The organism is Streptomyces sp. NPDC101132, assembly GCF_044759225.1.
In the GTDB taxonomy this organism is placed as follows: domain Bacteria; phylum Actinomycetota; class Actinomycetes; order Streptomycetales; family Streptomycetaceae; genus Streptomyces.
On sequence record NZ_JBIVYX010000003.1, the window covers coordinates 432,102 to 450,686 of the forward strand.

Annotated in this window: 16 protein-coding genes and 1 tRNA gene; 5 read left to right on the forward strand and 12 right to left on the reverse strand. The window is 69.6% G+C overall.

The window, feature by feature from the left end; all coding sequences use genetic code 11:
- The first annotated feature begins 6 nt into the window (after positions 1-6).
- Positions 7-1,434: a lysine N(6)-hydroxylase/L-ornithine N(5)-oxygenase family protein gene (locus ACIQUR_RS09535; protein ID WP_403661451.1), complete on the forward strand. Its 1,428-nt coding sequence runs from the start codon at positions 7-9 to the stop codon at positions 1,432-1,434.
- Positions 1,435-1,463: 29 nt separating this feature from the next.
- Here the strand turns inward: ACIQUR_RS09535 and ACIQUR_RS09540 are convergent, their stop codons facing one another.
- Positions 1,464-3,275 carry a bifunctional metallophosphatase/5'-nucleotidase gene (locus ACIQUR_RS09540; RefSeq protein WP_403660904.1) on the reverse strand — a complete coding sequence of 604 codons (1,812 nt, stop codon included), beginning with the start codon at positions 3,273-3,275 and terminating at the stop codon, positions 1,464-1,466.
- 154 nt (positions 3,276-3,429) lie between these two features.
- On the opposite strand from ACIQUR_RS09540, the gene ACIQUR_RS09545 reads away from it, so the two are divergent.
- The 3 genes from ACIQUR_RS09545 to ACIQUR_RS09555 all read left to right on the forward strand — a co-directional run bounded on the left by ACIQUR_RS09545 (position 3,430) and on the right by ACIQUR_RS09555 (position 6,673).
- Positions 3,430-4,137: an SIMPL domain-containing protein gene (locus ACIQUR_RS09545; protein ID WP_403660907.1), complete on the forward strand. Its 708-nt coding sequence runs from the start codon at positions 3,430-3,432 to the stop codon at positions 4,135-4,137.
- 144 nt (positions 4,138-4,281) lie between these two features.
- On the forward strand, positions 4,282-5,706 hold the full coding sequence (gene pyk, locus ACIQUR_RS09550; protein ID WP_403660910.1) for a pyruvate kinase: 1,425 nt from the start codon (positions 4,282-4,284) through the stop codon (positions 5,704-5,706).
- Between the two features lie 145 nt (positions 5,707-5,851).
- Positions 5,852-6,673 (forward strand): PhzF family phenazine biosynthesis protein, encoded by an 822-nt coding sequence (locus tag ACIQUR_RS09555; protein WP_403660914.1) that lies wholly within the window; start codon positions 5,852-5,854, stop codon positions 6,671-6,673.
- Here the strand turns inward: ACIQUR_RS09555 and ACIQUR_RS09560 are convergent.
- Together ACIQUR_RS09560 and ACIQUR_RS09565 are read right to left on the reverse strand one after the other, a co-directional pair.
- The gene (locus ACIQUR_RS09560; RefSeq protein WP_403660917.1) at positions 6,670-7,434 is read right to left on the reverse strand and encodes a helix-turn-helix domain-containing protein; all 765 of its coding nucleotides are present in this window, start codon (positions 7,432-7,434) and stop codon (positions 6,670-6,672) included. The two genes, ACIQUR_RS09555 and ACIQUR_RS09560, sit on opposite strands and share 4 nt — an antisense overlap.
- Before the next feature lie 110 nt (positions 7,435-7,544).
- Positions 7,545-7,617 (reverse strand) — tRNA-Leu (locus ACIQUR_RS09565).
- 100 nt (positions 7,618-7,717) lie between these two features.
- Between ACIQUR_RS09565 and ACIQUR_RS09570 the strand changes: the two genes are divergently transcribed.
- Positions 7,718-8,374, forward strand: a complete 657-nt coding sequence (locus ACIQUR_RS09570; protein ID WP_403660920.1) for an ANTAR domain-containing response regulator — start codon at positions 7,718-7,720, stop codon at positions 8,372-8,374.
- 134 nt (positions 8,375-8,508) lie between these two features.
- Here ACIQUR_RS09570 and ACIQUR_RS09575 read toward each other — a convergent pair whose 3' ends face one another.
- The 9 genes from ACIQUR_RS09575 to ACIQUR_RS09615 form a co-directional block, all read right to left on the reverse strand.
- The gene (locus tag ACIQUR_RS09575) at positions 8,509-9,225 is read right to left on the reverse strand and encodes an ABC transporter ATP-binding protein (protein ID WP_403660923.1); all 717 of its coding nucleotides are present in this window, start codon (positions 9,223-9,225) and stop codon (positions 8,509-8,511) included.
- The gene (locus ACIQUR_RS09580) at positions 9,222-10,178 is read right to left on the reverse strand and encodes an ABC transporter ATP-binding protein (protein ID WP_403660926.1); all 957 of its coding nucleotides are present in this window, start codon (positions 10,176-10,178) and stop codon (positions 9,222-9,224) included. Before ACIQUR_RS09580 ends, ACIQUR_RS09575 begins: the two co-directional genes overlap by 4 nt.
- Positions 10,179-10,180: 2 nt before the next feature.
- Positions 10,181-12,007: a branched-chain amino acid ABC transporter permease gene (locus ACIQUR_RS09585; protein ID WP_403660929.1), complete on the reverse strand. Its 1,827-nt coding sequence runs from the start codon at positions 12,005-12,007 to the stop codon at positions 10,181-10,183.
- 5 nt (positions 12,008-12,012) lie between these two features.
- Positions 12,013-12,942: a branched-chain amino acid ABC transporter permease gene (locus ACIQUR_RS09590; protein WP_403660932.1), complete on the reverse strand. Its 930-nt coding sequence runs from the start codon at positions 12,940-12,942 to the stop codon at positions 12,013-12,015.
- A gap of 91 nt (positions 12,943-13,033) precedes the next feature.
- Positions 13,034-14,269, reverse strand: a complete 1,236-nt coding sequence (locus ACIQUR_RS09595; RefSeq protein WP_403660935.1) for a branched-chain amino acid ABC transporter substrate-binding protein — start codon at positions 14,267-14,269, stop codon at positions 13,034-13,036.
- A gap of 299 nt (positions 14,270-14,568) precedes the next feature.
- A complete protein-coding gene (locus ACIQUR_RS09600) occupies positions 14,569-15,177 on the reverse strand; it encodes a Tat pathway signal sequence domain protein (RefSeq protein WP_403660938.1) in 609 nt (202 codons plus the stop codon).
- On the reverse strand, positions 15,174-15,614 hold the full coding sequence (locus ACIQUR_RS09605) for a hypothetical protein (protein ID WP_403660941.1): 441 nt from the start codon (positions 15,612-15,614) through the stop codon (positions 15,174-15,176). The genes ACIQUR_RS09600 and ACIQUR_RS09605 overlap by 4 nt, the downstream gene beginning before the upstream one ends.
- Positions 15,615-15,659: 45 nt before the next feature.
- Positions 15,660-16,130 (reverse strand): PaaI family thioesterase, encoded by a 471-nt coding sequence (locus ACIQUR_RS09610; protein WP_403660944.1) that lies wholly within the window; start codon positions 16,128-16,130, stop codon positions 15,660-15,662.
- A gap of 146 nt (positions 16,131-16,276) precedes the next feature.
- Positions 16,277-18,550 carry an FdhF/YdeP family oxidoreductase gene (locus ACIQUR_RS09615; RefSeq protein ID WP_403660947.1) on the reverse strand — a complete coding sequence of 758 codons (2,274 nt, stop codon included), beginning with the start codon at positions 18,548-18,550 and terminating at the stop codon, positions 16,277-16,279.
- Between the last annotated feature and the right edge of the window lie 35 nt (positions 18,551-18,585).

An 18,585-nucleotide genomic window follows, 5' to 3' on the forward strand; every position in this document is an offset into this window, starting at 1 on the left:
GGCCCGATGACCGCCACCGCCCAGCCCGAAGCCCCCCATGACCTCGTCGGAATCGGCATCGGCCCCGCCAACCTCTCCCTCGCCGCCCTCGCCCACGGCCTCCCCCACACCGACGGCACCCGGCCGCTCTCCACCGCCTTCTACGACCAGCGCCGCGACTTCCGCTGGCACCCCGGCCTCCTCATCGACGGCGCCACCCTCCAGGTCCCCTTCCTCGCCGACCTCGTCACCCTCGCCGACCCCGCCAGCCCCTGGTCCTTCCTCCGCTGGCTCCGCCACAAGGAACGCCTCTTCCCCTTCTACTTCGCCGAGAAGTTCCACATCCAGCGCGCCGAATACGACGCCTACTGCCGCTGGGTCGCCGACAGCCTCCCCGGCCTCCACTTCGGCCACCAGGTCGACGCCGTCCGCTGGAACCCCGAACGCGCCCTCTTCGAAGTCGACTTCACCCAGATCGACCCCGACGGCGAAGCCGAAGCCCTCGGCCGCACCTACACCCGCAACCTCGCCCTCGGCATCGGCACCGCCCCCCACGTCCCCGAACCCCTCAAGCCCCTCGCCGACGCCCCCACCGTCCCCGTCATCCACTCCGGCGCCTACCTCGACCACCGCACCCGCGTCCTCGGCGCCGACCACATCACCGTCATCGGCTCCGGCCAGTCCGGCGCCGAAGTCTTCCTCGACCTCCTCCGCGCCCGCCCCGCCGGCCGCGAACGCCTCACCTGGCTCGCCCGCACCCCCGCCTTCGCCCCCATGGAGTACTCCAAGCTCGGCCTGGAACACTTCACCCCCGACTACACCCGCTACTTCCACGCCCTCCCCGAACACGTCCGCGACCACCTCGTCCCCGCCCAATGGCAACTCCACAAGGGCATCGACACCGACACCATCGCCGCCATCCACGAAGAGCTCTACCGCCGCACCCTCCACGGCGGCTGGCCCGACGTCGTCCTCACCCCCGGCGTCACCGTCCGCACCGCAGGACGCATCGCCACCACCAAGGTCGAACTCCACCTCGAACACGTCCAGCAGGGCACCCGCTCCCGCCTCACCACCGACGCCGTCGTCCTCGCCACCGGCTACCGCGAACGCCCCCTCGCGGGCCTCCTCGCCGGACTCGACCCCTACCTCCGCAAGGACGCCACCGGCCGCCCCCGCATCGACGCCGACTACCGCATGCTCCTCGACCGCACCATCACCGCCACCGGCTGCCACATCTACGTACAGAACGGCGAACGCCACACCCACGGCGTCGGCGCCCCCGACCTCGGCCTCGCCGCCTGGCGCAGCGCCCGCATCCTCAACACCCTCACCGGCACCGACCCCTACCCCCTCCCCGAACGCACCGCCTTCACCACCTTCGGCCTCCAAACGCGAGAGCAGCCCCGCCCGCACACCGCGGGGGAGCTGCTCCCACTCGTCGAACACCCCTGACGGCCGGGCCGCCCGGGGACCGCCGGCCCCTAGAACACCGGCACACCCGCCCGCGTCAGCTTCCAGTCCACCGAAGCGAACTGCGCCGGATCCACCGTCCCCTTCGCCTTCACCCACGAAATGATCGTGTTCCGGATCTCGTCCGAATTCGCCCACAGCTGCCGGGCACCGGGCACGTGCGGGAAGTTCCCGCCGCCCGACGCCCGGTAGTTGTTCACCGCCAGCACGAACTGCGCCGCCGGATCCACCGGCCGCCCCCCGAACGACAGCCCCACGATCCGCGACCCCTTCGGCTGCGCCACGTCGATCTCGTACGACAGCCCGTACACCGCGTCGTAGTTGTAGTCCGGCGTCCCCTCCGCGTTCGTCAGCTTCGCCGGGTCCACCACCTCACCCGGCGCCGTCTGCACGTAGTACTTCGCCGAGTACTCCAGGTAGTCCTTCAGCTGCGCACCCGTCAGCAGCCGCGCCTCCAGCGTGTTCTCGAACGGGTACAGCCCCGCCGCGTCCCGGATCGTCACCTGACCCGCCGGAATCGACGCCGTACGCGAGAAGCACGACGCCTGCGACAGCACCGGCAGCGCGGCGAACTCCGTACCCGCCAGCGCCGCACGCACCGTGTCCGCCTGCACGTGGTTGATCAGATCGATGATCGGGACGTCCTTCACCGGCCCCTCGGCCGCCGACATCGCCTGCGTCGACGTACCGATCACCTGGTTCACGTACGCCACTACCTTGGCGTGCTCGTCCGACAGCAGCTTCGTGATCTTCGGGTCCTCCGGCACCGTGTTGGAGTTCAGCACCTGCGCCGACACCTTCTCCACCGACCAGCGGCCCCGCTCGAAGACCAGCTCGAAGTCGAACAGCGTCAGCCGCTGCCCCCACTTCAGCGGCTCCGACAGCACGACCTCCCGGCCCGTCTCCCTGTTCTTCACCCGGTACTCCGGGATCTCCGTGTGCGCGTGACCCACCAGGATCGCGTCGATCCCCGGCACCTGCTCCGCCACCAGACCCGCCGCGTTCTCGATGTACGGCAGCTGGTCGCCGTACGACGACGTACCGCTCGAACCCGAGTGCGCCGACACGATCACCACGTCCGCACCCATCGAACGCAGCCGCGGCACGTACTTCGCCGCCTGCTCCTCCAGGCCCGGGAACACCATCTTCCCCTGCACGTTCTGCTTGTCCCAGATCGCGATCCCCGGATTCGTCAGACCCAGCACCGCCACCTTCACGTCCCGCCCGCACGGCGTCCGCAGCCGGTGCATGCTGTACGGCGCGAACGCCGGCCGCAGCGACCTCGCATCCAGCGCGTTCGCCCCCAGCAGCGGGAAGTCACACTGCTCCTCGAACTTCCGCAGCACCGGAATGCCGTAGTTGAACTCGTGGTTCCCCAGCGCCGCCGCGTCATAGCCGATCGCGTTCATCGCCTGCGCCATCGGGTGCACCGGACCACGCCGCGCCGTGATCGGGTCCACCTTCGCGTAGTAGTACGACAGCTGCGTGCCCTGGATCGTGTCACCCGCGTCGATCAGCAGCGTGTTCCGCCGCCCCTTCTCCGCCCGCACCCGCTCCACCAGCGTCGAGATCTTCGCCAGACCCACGTCGTTGTGCGCCTTGTCGTCGAACTCCTTGTCAGTGAAGTAGTCCCAGTTGAAGACATTCCCGTGCAGATCGGTCGTCCCCATCACCGTGAACGCGTACCGCTTCACCGGACGGCCCGCCGGCACCTGCCCGGCGGCGGAAGCCGCGGCGGAGGCGGAGCCGGCCGGACCCGCCAGGGCCACCGCCGCACCCGTGGCGGCCGAAGTGCCCAGGAACGTCCTGCGATCGAACGGCATGTCTTCTCCCTCGTGAGGCAACGCAATGCGCGTAGATAAACGCGCGTAGATTCTGGCCCACGACCAACCACACGCAACACCCCCGCCAGGTTGCGATCCGATGACCACCCCACACACCCGCCCTCCCCGCCCCGACGGTGCGACAGTGGACCGCATGACCGACCAGGACGCCACGCCCCAGCCCTACGGAACCCCCCAAGTCCCGCGCGTCGCCGTCCGCGGCGAAGCCCAACTCGAAGTCGACCCCGAAATCGCCCGCATCGGCATCAGCGTCAGCGCCCGCGGCACCGACCGCCGCAGCGCCCTCGACGACCTCACCCGCCGCAACGCCGCCGTACTCGACCTCGTCAAGAGCTACGGCGACGCCGTCGAGAAACTCGAAACCGGCGCCTTCTCCATCACCCCGGAACTCACCCGCCACGGCCGCGGCGAACGCATCCGCGCCTACCACGGCCGCGTCCACATCACCGCCGAACTCGCCGACTTCACCGCACTCGGCGAACTCACCACCCGCCTCGCCGACCTCGAACTCACCCACGTCGACGGACCCTGGTGGGCCCTGCGCCCCGACTCCCCGGCCCACGGACAAGCCCGCAAACAAGCCGTACTCGAAGCCGTCCAACGCGCCCGCGAATACGCCAACGCCCTCGGCGCCCAGCTCGCCGCCCTCGTCGAACTCGCCGACCTCGGCGCCGACGACGCCCGCCCCGTCGCCATGGCCGCCCCCGCCGGCCGCTTCCGCGCCATGGCCTTCGGCGCCGCCGAAGCCGAACCCCCGCCCGCCCTCGACCTCGAACCCCAGCGCCAGACCGTCTACGCCTCCGTCAACGCACGCTTCACCATGACCCCGCCGGCCCTCTGACGACCCGGCCCACAGGCCCGCGGGGGTGCTCATCAGAGCGCCCCCGCGCCCATTCAACAATTGTCAACACCCCTTCACCCGAAGGTTGTTGAGCAGACACCAGGACCCACCTTCCTACCGCCCGGTAGGGCATACGCTCGACCCATGCGCCGAGCGAAAATCGTCTGCACCCTGGGCCCCGCAACCGACTCGTACGAGCAGATCAAAGCCCTCGTAGAAGCCGGAATGGACATCGCCCGCCTCAACCTCAGCCACGGCACCTACGCCGAACACGAGGAGCGCTACCACCGCGTGCGCAAGGCCTCCGACGAAACCGGCCGCAGCGTCGGAATCCTCGCCGACCTTCAAGGCCCGAAGATCCGCCTCGGCCGCTTCACCGAAGGCCCCGTACTCCTTGAACGCGGCGACGAATTCACCATCACCGTCGACGACGTCCCCGGCGACCGCCACACCTGCGGCACCACCTACAAGGGCCTCGCCACCGACGTCACCCCCGGCGAACGCATCCTCGTCGACGACGGCCGCGTCAGCCTCGAAGTCACCACGATCGACGGCCCCCGCGTCCACACCCGCGTCATCGAAGGCGGCATGGTCAGCGACCACAAGGGACTCAACCTCCCCGGCGTCGCCGTCTCCGTCCCCGCCCTCTCCGAAAAGGACATCGACGACCTCCGCTGGGCCCTGCGCACCGGAGCCGACGTCATCGCCCTCTCCTTCGTCCGCACCGGCCGCGACATCGACGACGTCCACCGCATCATGGACGAAGAAGGCCGACGCCTCCCCGTCATCGCAAAGATCGAAAAACCCCAGGCCGTCCAGAACATCGACGACATCGTCGCCGCCTTCGACGGCATCATGGTCGCCCGCGGCGACCTCGGCGTCGAAATGCCCCTCGAACAAGTCCCCATCGTCCAGAAGCGCGCCATCAAACTCGCCAAGCGCAACGCCAAACCCGTCATCGTCGCCACCCAAATGCTCGACTCGATGATCGACAACAGCCGGCCCACCCGCGCAGAAGCCTCCGACGTCGCCAACGCCGTCCTCGACGGCACCGACGCCGTCATGCTCTCCGGCGAAACCAGCGTCGGCAAATACCCCGTCGACACCGTCCGCACCATGGCCAAAATCGTCGAAGCCGCAGAAGAAGACGTACTCGCCAAGGGCCTCCCCCCACTCACCGAGCGCAGCAAACCCCGCACCCAAGGCGGCGCCGTCGCCCGCGCGGCAGCCGAAATCGGCGACTTCCTCAACGCCAAGTTCCTCGTCGCCTTCACCCAGAGCGGCGACACCGTCCGCCGGCTCTCCCGCTACCGCTCACCCATCCCCCTCCTCGCCTTCACCCCCGACCCCGCCACCCGCTCCCAGCTCAACCTCACCTGGGGCGTCGAAACCTTCCTCGGCCCCCACGTCGACTCCACCGACGCCATGGTCGCCCAGGTCGACGAAGAACTCCTCCGCATCGGCCGCTGCGTACGGGGCGACACCGTCGTCATCACCGCCGGCTCCCCGCCCGGCGTCCCCGGCTCCACCAACCTCGTCCGCGTCCACCACATCGGCGACCCCGTCTGACGCGACACCCCGCACCACCCCGCACCACACCACCACGGCCCGGCCGAGCACCCACTCGGACCGGGCCGCACCCGTCTCACCCAACAGGCCACCCGAACCCAATTGGCCCGCCCCCACCCGCCCCGAGGACCACTAACCTCCCGCCATGCGTTTCCACCTCGTCAACGCCTTCACCGACCGCCCCTTCAGCGGCAACCCCGCCGGCGTCCTCCTCCTCCCACCCGGCACCTGGCCAGAGGACACCTGGATGCAGAACATCGCCGCCGAAATCAACCACCCCGAAACCGCCTTCGCCCTCCCCACCCCCAGCCCCACCGACTGGGCCATCCGCTGGTTCACCCCCACCGTCGAAGCCACCCTCTGCGGCCACGCCACCCTCGCCACCGCCCACACGCTCCGCACCACCCACCACCTCGACGGCACCGTCCGCTTCACCAGCAACCACCACGGCACCCTCACCACCCACGCCGACGCCGACGGCACCATCACCCTCGACTTCCCCGCCGCCCCCACCACCCAGACCCCCGCCCCCGACGGACTGGACGCGGCCCTCCGCACCATCCCCGGCCCCACCTACCGCACCGGCCCCCTCGGCGACCTCCTCGTCCACCTCACCGACGAAAAGGCCGTCCGCCACCTCACCCCCGACCTCGACGCCATCGCCGCACTCACCACCCGCGAAGGCATCCGCGGCATCATCGTCACCGCCCTCGCCCAGGACCCCACCCGCGGCTACGACTTCGTCTCCCGCTTCTTCGCCCCCGCCAACGGCATCCCCGAAGACCCCGTCACCGGCAGCGCCCACACCGCCCTCGCCCCCCACTGGGCCGCCCGCCTCGACCGCACCACCCTCACCGGCCTCCAGGCCTCCCCCCGCACCGGCCTCGTCCACACCGCCGTACGCCGAGACCGCGTCGAACTCACCGGCCGCGCCGTCACGATCCTCGAAGGCACCCTGCACGCCTAGTACTTCGGCCCGATGTGCGCATCCATGAGCGCCACCGACGCCTTCCGGGCCACGGAGATGTTGTACGCCTTGCCGTAGCGAGTGCAGAGCGTCCAGGTGACCCCGAGGCGGTCCAGGGTGTCGGTGTAGAGCTGACGGATGTCGTCGGACACGTTGGTGAACCAGTACCGCGGGTACTCGTAGCGCTTGCCGTTGCGGACGGTCCAGTTGGTGATGCGGCAGCCGTCCGAGTGCACGAGACCCCGCACGAAGGGCCAGGGGTGCTCGTCCACCACCTGCTGTTGCCAGGGTTCGAGGGCGATGGACCTTTCGTGCTTCTTGCCCGGGCCGTGCTGGGGGAACATGCAGACCCAGTGCTGCGTGTAGGACTTCACCTCGACGCATCCCTGCTTCTGCCGTCGGCTCACGCGAGGCATGCTCATCACCTGCCGTATGGCGGCCTCCGCGGCGTCGACGAGCCCCGTCCAGGACGCATCGCAGAAGATCGACAGATGGTGCTGCTTGGTCTTGGAGACGATGTGGCCGTCCCCCAGGTATAGGCCGAGGAGATAGGAATAGGCCTCCTGGTCGAATGGCCGGCCTATACAGCGAGGGCAGTCGGTGGGCCGGATGAAGGGTTCACGCCGTCGTCTGCGGTCCTCATGCCGCCACCATCCGACTGTGCCCCGCGGCACCCCGAGGCGCTGGGCGACGGCCTGGTTCGTCATGCCTTGACGCAAGAGAACGAGAGCGTGCTCGCGTGTCGAAGAAGTGTGCTCCACAAGCCCGAGCGTGGTGTCGAATCGCCCGCTTAGCGTGAATTCGAAGCTTCGTTCACCATGACGAGTGAAGACCCCCCGATTCTCGGGCGGCCTTAGAAAAGAAGGTAAAGTACCCCGGGTCGGATTCGAACCGACGCTGTCGGTGGTTTGAGCACCGTGTCTCTACCGCTGGACTACCGGGGCATCCTTCGAAACGAAGGTTAGCGGAAAGCTGCTGTGACTCAAACATACAGGAGCTAGGTAGGCTCAGGGGAGCTGAACCAGCCTTGGAACGAGGAGTCCCGTGACCGCCGAGAACGAGCCGTCGACCACCCCCGTCGACGCCGACCAGTCGCATGTTCCGCCGCTGACGACCCGTGTCGTCATCGCCGAGGACGAGGCGCTGATCCGGCTCGACCTCAAAGAGATGCTGGAGGAGGAGGGGTACTCCGTCGTCGGCGAGGCCGGGGACGGGCAGACGGCCGTCGAGCTCGCGCGCGAGCACCGGCCCGACCTCGTGATCCTCGACGTGAAGATGCCGGTCCTGGACGGGATCTCCGCGGCGGAGAAGATCGCGGGGGAGTCCATCGCTCCCGTGCTGATGCTGACCGCGTTCTCGCAGCGCGACCTCGTCGAGCGGGCCCGGGACGCCGGTGCGATGGCGTACCTGGTGAAGCCGTTCAGCAAGAGCGACGTGGTGCCGGCCATCGAGATGGCGGTGTCGCGGTTCGCGGAGCTGAAGGCGCTGGAGAAGGAGGTCGCGGACCTCTCGCAGCGGCTGGAGACGCGGAAGCTGGTGGACCGGGCGAAGAGCGTGCTGCAGACGCAGTACGGGCTGTCCGAGCCGGCGGCGTTCCGGTGGATCCAGAAGACGTCGATGGACCGGCGCATGTCGATGCAGCAGGTCGCGGAGGCGGTCATCGAGGACGCCGAGGAGAAGAAGGCCGCGAAGGGTCAGTAGGGGCCCGTTCGTACGCACGCGAAGGCCGCCGCGGAGATCGTTCCGGGGTGGCCTTCGGTGTACGCGGCAGCACAGACGCCCGAAGGCCCGCCTCCCCCCGAGGGGAGGCGGGCCTTCGGAGTGCCGGGGCGGGGTCAGTCCTCGCCGAGGTACGCCTTGCGGACGTCCTCGTTGACCAGCAGCTCGCGGCCGGGGCCGGAGAGGACGATCTTGCCGATCTCCATGACGTGGCCCTGGTCGGCCAGGGACAGCGCGGCCTGGGCGTTCTGCTCGACCAGGAGGATGGTCGTGCCGGCGGCCTTGAGCTCGGAGATGGTGGCCATGATCTTCTGCATCATGATCGGGGAGAGGCCCATGGAGGGCTCGTCGAGCATGAGGAGCTTGGGCTGCGACATGAGGGCGCGGCCCATGGCGAGCATCTGCTGCTCGCCGCCGGAGAGGGTGCCGGCGGCCTGCTTGCGGCGCTCTCCCAGGATCGGGAAGAGGTCGTAGGCGCGCTGGACGTCCTTCTGGATGCCTTCCTTGTCCTTGCGGAGGAAGGCGCCGAGGAGGAGGTTGTCCTCGATCGACATGCGCGGGAAGATGTGCCGCCCCTCGGGGGAGTGGGCGAGTCCGAGCGAGACGATGTCGTGGGCGGGGACCTTCTTGAGGCTCTTGCCGTTGAACTTGATCTGGCCGCCCTTGGGCTTGATGAGCCCGGAGAGGGTGCGCAGGGTGGTCGTCTTGCCGGCGCCGTTGGTGCCGATGAGGGTGACGATCTGGCCGGCTTCGACGCTGAAGGAGATGCCCTTGACGGCCTCGATCTTGCCGTAGGCGACCTTGAGGTCTTCGACCTCGAGCAGTGCGGTCACTTGGCTTCTCCGTCCGTGCTGGTGGTGCTCTCCTCGGTGGCCTCGGCCTGGGTGGCGTCGGTCTCCGGGGCGTCGGCGGTGTCGGCCTCGGGGGCTTCGTCCGCGGTGGTGTCGGCTTCCGTGGTGTCGGCTGCCGCGGCTTCCTCGGTGGGGGCCTCGAAGGGCTCGCCGAGGTAGGCGGCGATGACGCGCTCGTCGCTCTGGACCTCGGTGGCGGTGCCTTCGATGAGCTTCTGGCCCTGGACGAGGCAGGCGACGCGGTCGCAGAGGTTGAAGATGAAGCGCATGTCGTGCTCGATCACGAGGATCGCGATGCCCTTGTCCCGGATGGCGAAGATGAGCTCTTCGGCCGCGCGGGTCTCCTGCGGGTTCATGCCGGCGGTGGGCTCGTCGAGGAGCAGGAGGCCGGGCTCGCTGGCGAGGGCGCGGGCGATTTCGAGCTTGCGCTGTTCGCCGTAGGGGAGGTTGCGGGCGAGGTGGTCGGCCTTGTGGGCGAGTCCGATGAACTCGAGGAGTTCGAGGGCCTTCTCGCGGCTGGCGGCTTCCTCCTTGTGGAAGCCGGGCAGGCGGAGGAGGGCGGACCAGAGGCCTTCCTTGGTGCGGGTGTGGCGTCCGACGAGGACGTTTTCCAGGACCGTCATGTTGTTGAAGAGACGGATGTTCTGGAAGGTGCGGGCGATGCCCGCGGCGGTGACCTTGAAGGACTTGGGCGGCAGGACCGTGCCCTTGTACCGGACTTCGCCCTCGGTGGGGATGTAGAGGCCGGTGAGGCAGTTGAAGAAGGTGGTCTTGCCGGCGCCGTTGGGGCCGATGAGTCCGACGATCTCGCCGCTCTTGACGGTGAGGTCCACGTTGTTGACGGCGGTGAGGCCGCCGAACCGCATGGTGACTCCGCTGGCGTCGAGGACGGTCTCGCCGGTGGCGGCGGCGGGGGTCTCGGTGGTCGTCGTCATGGTCAGGCCCCTGCCTTGCTGAGGTCTGCGGACTTCTCGTCGAGCTCGTTCTCGTGGAATTCGAGCTGGCGGCGCCGGTTGGGGATGAGGCCTTCGGGGCGGAAGCGCATCAGGAGGATGAGCGCGAGGCCGAAGGCGAAGAGCTGGTACTCACCCATGAACTGGAGCTTGTTCGGGATGAGGAAGAGCAGGGCTCCGCCGACGAGGGGTCCGCTGATGGTTCCCATGCCGCCGAGGACGACGGCGGCGAGGAGGAAGGCCGAGTTCGGCGGGACGGCGTTGGCGAAGGTGTACTGCTCGGGGGTGACGGTGTAGGTCACGTGGGCCTGGACGGCTCCGGCGAGGCCGGCGAGGGCGGCGCCGAGGGCGAAGGCGATGAGCTTGACGCGGAAGCCGTTGATGCCCATGGCTTCGGCGGCGGTCTCGTCCTCGCGGATGGCGACCCAGGAGCGGCCGATGCGGGACTCGGCGCTGCGCCGGAAGACCAGCACGACGACGAGGGTCACGATCAGCATGAGGAAGAAGTAGTTGGCGAAGCGGCCGATCGTGAAGCCGGCGATCGTGTGCTCGGCGCCGAAGTCGAATCCGAGGATGTCGAGGTTCGGGATCGAGGAGATGCCGTTGGAGCCGTTGGTGATGTCGGGGCCGGAGGTGCCGTCGGTGTTGTTGACGGCGATGCGGAAGATCTCTCCGAAGCCGAGGGTCACGATGGCGAGGTAGTCGCCGCGGAGCCGCAGGGTCGGGGCGCCGATGAGGACGCCGAAGATCATGGACGCGGCGGCGCCGATGAGGATGGCCTGCCAGAAGGGGAGGTGGACTCCGAAGGGGGACGACGGGGAGCCGGAGACCATGGCGGCGGCGTAGGCGCCGACGCCGAGGAAGGCGACGTATCCGAGGTCGAGGAGGCCGACCAGGCCGACGACGATGTTGAGGCCGAGGGCGACGGTGGCGAAGATCAGGATGTTGACGCCGATGGTCGCGTACTGGTCGTCGGTCTGGGTGAAGGGGAACGCGGCGGCGGCGGCGAAGGCGCCGACCATCGCGACGTTGCGGTGGGTCGCGGCGATGGCGGAGACGCGGGCGATGAGGCCGGCCTTGTTGATCGCTGCGAAGCCGAGGCACGCGGTGATGAGGAAGCCGATGAAGAGTTCGTCGTACTCGGTGCCGATGCCGTAGGTGAAGACGGCGAGGCCGAGGGCGAGTACGCCGGTGAGGATGAGGATCTCGGCGTAGGCCGGGAGCCGCTTCATGGCGGGGGCGGTGCCGGTGGCGAAGCCGGCCTTGACGACGGTCCAGCGGTTGCCGAGGTTGTGCTTGAACGTGTCGAAGCCGCTGTCGTCGGGGTCGGCCGGGTCGGTCTCGGGGTGCTCGAAGGGGAGCGCGAGGGCGCCGACGAGGGCGATGAGGGTGGCGGCGAGGGCGATGAAGCCGCCGGGCTCGAGGTTGACGAGGCCGCCGAGGGTGTTGCTGATGGCGAAGGCGGTGTACCAGGCGGTGGCGAAGGCGGCGAGGGCGGCGAGCTTGATGGCTGCGTCTGCTCCGGCCGGGGTGAGCCAGCGGAGGCCCTTGACTCCGTAGGAGGAGAGGGAGAAGAGCAGGGTGAGCAGGCCGCCGACGAGGACGAGCCACTGGAGGCCGCCGGGGTAGCCGTAGACGGTGAGGTCGCCGGGGAAGGCGTCGGTCCAGGTCCAGGCGAGGAAGGCGGAGACGGTGGTGAGGGCGCCGCCGGCGGTGGCGAGGAGACGGGCGGTCTTCTCGTTGATGCCGATGAGGCCGCGGTGTCCGCCGTCGGACGGGGCGGTGACGACGTCGATGGTCTCAGTGGTCATGGTGATCACGCCCTGTCCGCCACGCGCTCGCCCAGCAGGCCCTGGGGCCGGAAGAGGAGCACGAGGATGAGGAGTACGAACGCCCAGACGTCGGCCCAGGCCTGGCCGCCGAGCTGCTGCATGCCGGGGATGTGGGCGATGTAGGCGGTGGCCATGGTCTCGGCGAGGCCCAGGACGAGGCCGCCGATCATGGCGCCGTAGATGTTGCCGATGCCGCCGAGGACGGCTGCGGTGAAGGCCTTGAGGCCGAGCAGGAAGCCCATCTTGAAGTTGACTTCGCCGTACTTCAGGCCGTAGGCGACGGCGCCGACGGCGGCGAAGGCCGCGCCGAGGGCGAACGCGACCACGATGATGCGGTCGGTGTTGATGCCCATGAGCTTGGCGGTGTCCGGGTCCTGGGCGGTGGCCTGCATGCCGCGTCCGGTGCGGGTCTTCATGACGAACCAGCCGAGGACGACCATGCAGACGGGGGCGGCGATCAGCAGGAAGATGTCACCGGTCTGGATGGTGATGCTGCCGATGTGGAAGGGGCCGCCGGGGATTTCGGGGAAGACTCGGGAGGACTTCGCCTCGGGGTACCAGGCCCAGACCGCCTGCTGGAGGGCGAGGGAGAGGCCGATGGCGGTGATGAGCGGGGCGAGTCGGGGGGCGTTGCGCAGGGGGCGGTAGGCGAACCGTTCCGCCGCTACGGCGATGGTGGTGGCGACGGCGATCGCGCCTATGAGCATGAGGGGCAGGGCGACCCACATGGTGGTGCCCGAGGGGAGCATCAGCCAGACCGTGAGGGCTCCGAACCCGCCGGTCATGAAGATCTCGCCGTGGGCGAAGTTGATGAGCTGGACGATGCCGTAGACCATTGTGTAGCCAATGGCGACGAGCCCGTACATGGATCCCAGTAGCAGGCCGTTGACCAGCTGTTGCGGCAGTTCGTGCACCGCAGGTCCTCCGAGTCTTTCGACGGATGTGACACCGCGCGGGGCGCTAGGTGTGCGCGCCCCGCGCGGCAGGTGTGGTGATCGGAGAGGGTCAGCCGGCGAAGGTGCCGGACTCGACGGCCTTCCAGGCGTCGCCCTCGTACTTGTAGACGGTGAGCTGCTTGTTGGTCGCGTCACCGAACTCGTCGAACGAGACCTTGCCGGTCACGCCGTCGAAGGAGACCTTGCCGGTGGCCTCGAGGACCTTGGCGCGGGCGTCGGCCGGGAGCTTGCCGTTGTTGGCCTCGACGACGGCCTTGACGGCCTCGATGATCGCCCAGGCGGAGTCGTAGGAGTAGCCGCCGTAGGCCTCGTAGGCCTCCTTGAAGCCGGCCTTCTTGTAGTTCTCGACGAACTCCTTGGCCGAGGGGAGGGTCTCGACCGGGGCGCCGACGGAGGTGGCGAGGTCGCCCTGGCCCTCCTTGCCGGACAGCTTGATGAAGTCGCCGGAGTAGATGCCGTCGCCGCCGACCAGCGGGATGGCCGCGCCGGCCTTCTTGATCTGCTTGGAGAGCGGGCCGGCCGCGGGGTACTCGCCGCCGTAGTAGACGACGTCGGCGCCGGAGCTCTTGACCTGGGTGGCGACCGCGGAGAAGTCCTTGGTGTCGGGGTTCACGTGGGCCTCGCCGGCGACCTGGCCGCCGAGCTTGGTGAACTCCTGCTTGAAGGTGGCGGCCAGGCCGGCGCCGTAGGTCTTCTTGTCGTCGATCAGGAAGACCTTCTTCTTGCCCGCCTTGTTGAAGAGGTACTGCGCGGCGAACGGGCCCTGGATGGCGTCCGTGGTCGCGGTGCGGAAGTACGACTTGTAGGGGCGGACCTTCTCGCCGGTGTTCCACTTCGGTCCCTGGGTCAGGGCCGGGTTGGTGTTGGCGGGGGAGATCTGGACGAGCTTGGCGTCGTCGAAGACCTTCTGCATGGACTCCGAGACCGAGGAGTTCAGCGGGCCGACGACACCGAGGACCTCCTTGTTGGCGACGAGCTTGGTGGCGTTCTGCTGGCCGGAGGACGGCTGGGCCTGGTCGTCGTAGGCCTCGATCTTGAAGGTGACGCCCTTGACGTACTTCTTGGCGTTGGCCTGCTGGACGGCCAGGTCGACCGAGTTGCGGATGCCGAGGCCGAGGGCCGAGAGGTCGCCGGTGGTCGGGGAGTCGACACCGATGACGACCGTGGTGCCGCCCGAGCCGGTGTCGCCGCTGCCGCCCTTGTCATCGCGCGAGCCACAGGCGGTGAGCGTGAGGGCACCCGCGGCGAGTGCGGCCGTCACGGCAATGAGAGAACGCTGACGCACGATCAGTCCTTTCCAGGCACGGCGTCCCCCACGGGACGCGCCGAGTCGAAACGCGGAACCGAACTGAGTGGAATCCGGTGGTCGCGGTGACTGGCCGTGACTCTAGGCGGCTGATCGGGAGATATGGAGGGCTCGGGCCAAGGCTGTGACGCTCTTGTTATGCCACGGCGTAATACATAGCGGAACTTGGCGGGTGGAACGGGGGAATTCCGGCCGGTTCGTCTTGTCCGCATGCTGAGAAGGGGCAGGACTGTCATGCGGTTTGGGTCCTGACAGTGCAGGACTGTAGCGGGTTTTGGTCATGACGTCTCCGGGGTGCTCTTGTCTCGATCTTCGGGACATGTGCTGATCAGTGACCTGGAGAGTTCTCGCGCATATCGGTCACCGAGGATGTAACTGTGCTGTTCATTCGGTCCGCCATTACTGAGGGTTACCTCAAGAAAAGGGAGCCCTGCATTCCGTGCTACATGCACGCAATCCCCGACCCGAATCCGCACAACAACCTCACGGTCCTCACCCTTGACCACGGTGATCGGTGAGGCCGGGGCGGTCGTCACGCTGAGTGCCGCCGACGGCTGTCCGATCCGGTGGACGGTCACCGGCGGGCCGTCCGTCGTGCGCAGGGTGACCGTGAAGGCGAAGTCCGCCGCTGGGCCGGCCGGCCGCACCGGGGCGCCGTAGCGGACGGAGAACACCTGGGAGGGGTGCGGGGGCGGTGCGGGCGGCTCGGGATCTGGCCTGATCGCGTACAGATAGGCGCCCGATCCGGCCAGTGCGAGGGCGCCGGCCGCGGCCAGCGCGGCCCGCCTCCGCCGGCCCAGCGGGCCGCGGGCGCGCGCGGGCGGGCGGCGGGGCCGGGAGGCGTCCCAGGTGTCCTCGCCGGGTTCCAGGGGGCCGATGCCGCTCATGGCCAGGGACCGCCGCTGGGGGTGCCGTGCCGGTACCGGTCCGCGCAGCCGCGGCGGGCCTCCTCGCCGGCGGTCAGGTGGGCCGCCGCGGTGTCCCCGGGCGGCCGGACCGCCCGGGCGGCCGCGAGGGCGGCGCGCAGGATCTCGTACTGGCCGCCGGAGAGGCCCATCTCCTGGTAGTCGAAGTGGGCGTGCGGGCCGCCGTCGAGGATGCGGGCGGCCCAGTACGAGACCAGGTGGACGCAGAGCTCCTGCGGGGTGGTCGCGGCGGGGGCCGGCGCGGCGGCGGAGCGGGCGGCGGGGCCCGTCGGGGAGCCGGCGCCCGCGGGGTCCGGGGCGGTGCAGGAGGCCAGGGCGGCCGCGCACAGCGCCAGGGCGGCGGAGGCCCGTGCGGTGCGCGTCGTGAGTGCGCCCCGTGGCGCCCGTACCACTCCCATGCGGGGAAGGTAGTGGGGCGCCCCGGGGTGGGACAACGCCCTGTCTCAGCCCGTCTGTTGCGAGTTCGTGTCGCGGAGCAGGCAGGTGAGGCGGGCGGTGCAGACCCGCTTGTCCTGCTCGTCCGTGATGACGATTTCGTACGTGGCGGTGGAACGGCCGCGGTGGACGGGGGTGGCGACCCCGGTGACCAGGCCGGACCGGGCGCCGCGGTGGTGGGTGCAGTTGAGGTCCACGCCGACGGCGATCTTGTTGATGCCGCCGTGCAGCATGGAGCCGACGGAGCCGAGGGTCTCGGCGAGGACGGCGGAGGCGCCGCCGTGGAGGAGCCCGTAGGGCTGGGTGTTGCCCTCGACGGGCATGGTGCCGACGACCCGGTCGGCCGAGGCCTCCAGGATGCGGATGTCCATCCGCTCGCCGAGGTGTCCGGCGGAGAAGAGGGCCGGCAGGTCGATGCCCAACGCGGCGTACTCGTCGAGGACTTCCTGCGGGAACTTCACGGCGTGCTGTTCGCCCATGGGGACGGCTCCGTTTCGTAAACGACCGTTAACGGCCCTCTTCATATCACCCGACTGAGCGGATGCTCAGTCATGCGGATCACGTTCCCCCGCACGCGTTCCGCCCGAGGCCGCCGCCGCGCCGCCCGAGGCCGCCGCCGCGCCCGTCAGCCGGCCGGCTCGAAGCGGACGACCACCGACTTGCTGGCCGGGGTGTTGCTGGTGTCCGCGGTGGAGTCCAGGGGCACCAGCACGTTCGTCTCCGGGTAGTACGCCGCCGCGCAGCCCCGCGCGGTCGGGTAGTGGACGACGCGGAAGCCGGGGGCGCGGCGCTCGACGCCGTCGTTCCACTCCGAGACCAGGTCGGTGTACGCGCCGTCGGCCAGCCCCAGGGCGGCCGCGTCGTCGGGGTGGACGAGGACCACGCGGCGGCCGCCCCTGATGCCGCGGTAGCGGTCGTCGAGGCCGTAGATCGTGGTGTTGTACTGGTCGTGGGAGCGCAGGGTCTGGAGCAGCAGGCGGCCCTCGGGCACCCGGGGGTACTCGACGGGGGCGGCGGTGAAGTTCGCCTTGCCGGTCTTCGTCGGGAAGCGGCGCTCGTCGCGGGGGGCGTGCGGGAGGACGAAGCCCTCGGGGCGGGCGGCGCGGGCGTTGAAGTCCTCGAAGCCGGGGACGACCCGGGAGATCCGGTCGCGGATGGTGCCGTAGTCCCGCTCGAAGTCCTCCCAGGGGGTGCGGGAGGCGTCGCCGAGGACGGCGCGCGCCATCCGGGCCACGATGGCGGGCTCCGACAGCAGGTGGGGGCCGGCGGGGGTGAGGTTGCCGCGGGAGGCGTGGACCATGCCCATGGAGTCCTCGACGGTGACGAACTGCTTGCCGGCCGCCTGGACGTCCTTGTCGGTGCGGCCCAGCGTGGGCAGGATCAGGGCGCGCCGGCCGGTGACCGCGTGGGAGCGGTTGAGCTTGGTGGAGACGTGGACGGTGAGGGCCGCGTTGCGCATGGCGGCCTCGGTGACCTCGGTGTCGGGTGTGGCGCCGACGAAGTTGCCGCCCATGGCGAAGAAGACCTTGGCCTCGCCGTCGCGCAGGGCCTGGATGGAGCGGACCACGTCGAAGCCGTGGTGGCGGGGCGAGGTGATCCCGAACTCGCGGTCGAGGGCGTCGAGGAAGGCCGGCGCGGGGCGTTCGAAGATCCCCATGGTGCGGTCGCCCTGGACGTTGGAGTGGCCGCGCACCGGGCAGACACCGGCGCCGGGGCGGCCGATGTTGCCGCGGAGCAGCAGGAGGTTGACCACCTCGCGGATGGTGGCGACGGCGTGCTTGTGCTGGGTGAGGCCCATCGCCCAGCAGACGATGGTGCGCTTCGAGTCGAGGACCATGCGCAGGGCCTGCTCGATCTCGGGGCGGGTGAGGCCGGTGGCGGTGAGCGTCTCGTCCCAGTCGGCCTTGGCGGCGGCCGCGGCGAGGTCCTCGTAGCCGTGGGTGTGCTCGCGGATGAACAGCTCGTCGGTGGCGCCGGGGGTCTCGATGACCAGCTTGTTGAGCAGGCGGAAGAGTGCCTGGTCGCCGCCGATGCGGATCTGGAGGAAGAGGTCGTTCAGCGCGGCGCCGCGGAGCATGCCGAGGGGGGTCTGGGGGTTCTTGAAGCGCTCCAGGCCGGCCTCGGGCAGCGGGTTCACCGAGATGATCTTCGCGCCGGCGGCCTTGGCCTTCTCCAGGGCCGACAGCATGCGGGGGTGGTTGGTGCCGGGGTTCTGGCCGGCGACGATGATCAGGTCGGCCTGGTGGAGGTCCTCCAGGGAGACGCTGCCCTTGCCGATGCCGATGGTCTCGGTGAGCGCGGAGCCCGAGGACTCGTGGCACATGTTCGAGCAGTCGGGCAGGTTGTTGGTGCCGAACTCGCGGGCGAACAGCTGGAGGAGGAACGCGGCCTCGTTGCTGGTGCGGCCGGAGGTGTAGAAGAGGGCCTCGTCGGGGGAGGAGAGGGCGCGCAGCTCCTCGGCGATGATCGCGAAGGCGCGCTCCCAGGTGACGGCCTCGTACCGGTCGGCGCCTTCGGGGAGGTACATGGGCTGGGTGATGCGGCCCTGCTGGCCGAGCCAGTAGCCGGAGCGGCCGGCGAGGTCGGCGAGGGGGTGGGCGGCGAAGAAGTCGGGGGTGACCCGGCGCAGGGTGGCCTCCTCGGCCACGGCCTTGGCGCCGTTCTCGCAGAACTCGGCGGTGTGCCGCTTGTCGCCCTCGGGCCAGGCGCAGCCGGGGCAGTCGAAGCCGTCCTTCTGGTTGACCTTGAGGAGGGTGCGGGCGGTCCGCGCGAGGCCCATCTGCGCCTGGGCGATCCGCAGCGTGTGGCCGATGGCGGGGAGGCCGGCGGCGGCGTGCTGGGGGGGCGCGACCTGCGGCGCGTCCTGTACCGGATCACCTGCGGGCGGCTTGGTGGCCATGTCGCTCCCCTTTGAGCATGCGTCGCGCGTTCTCG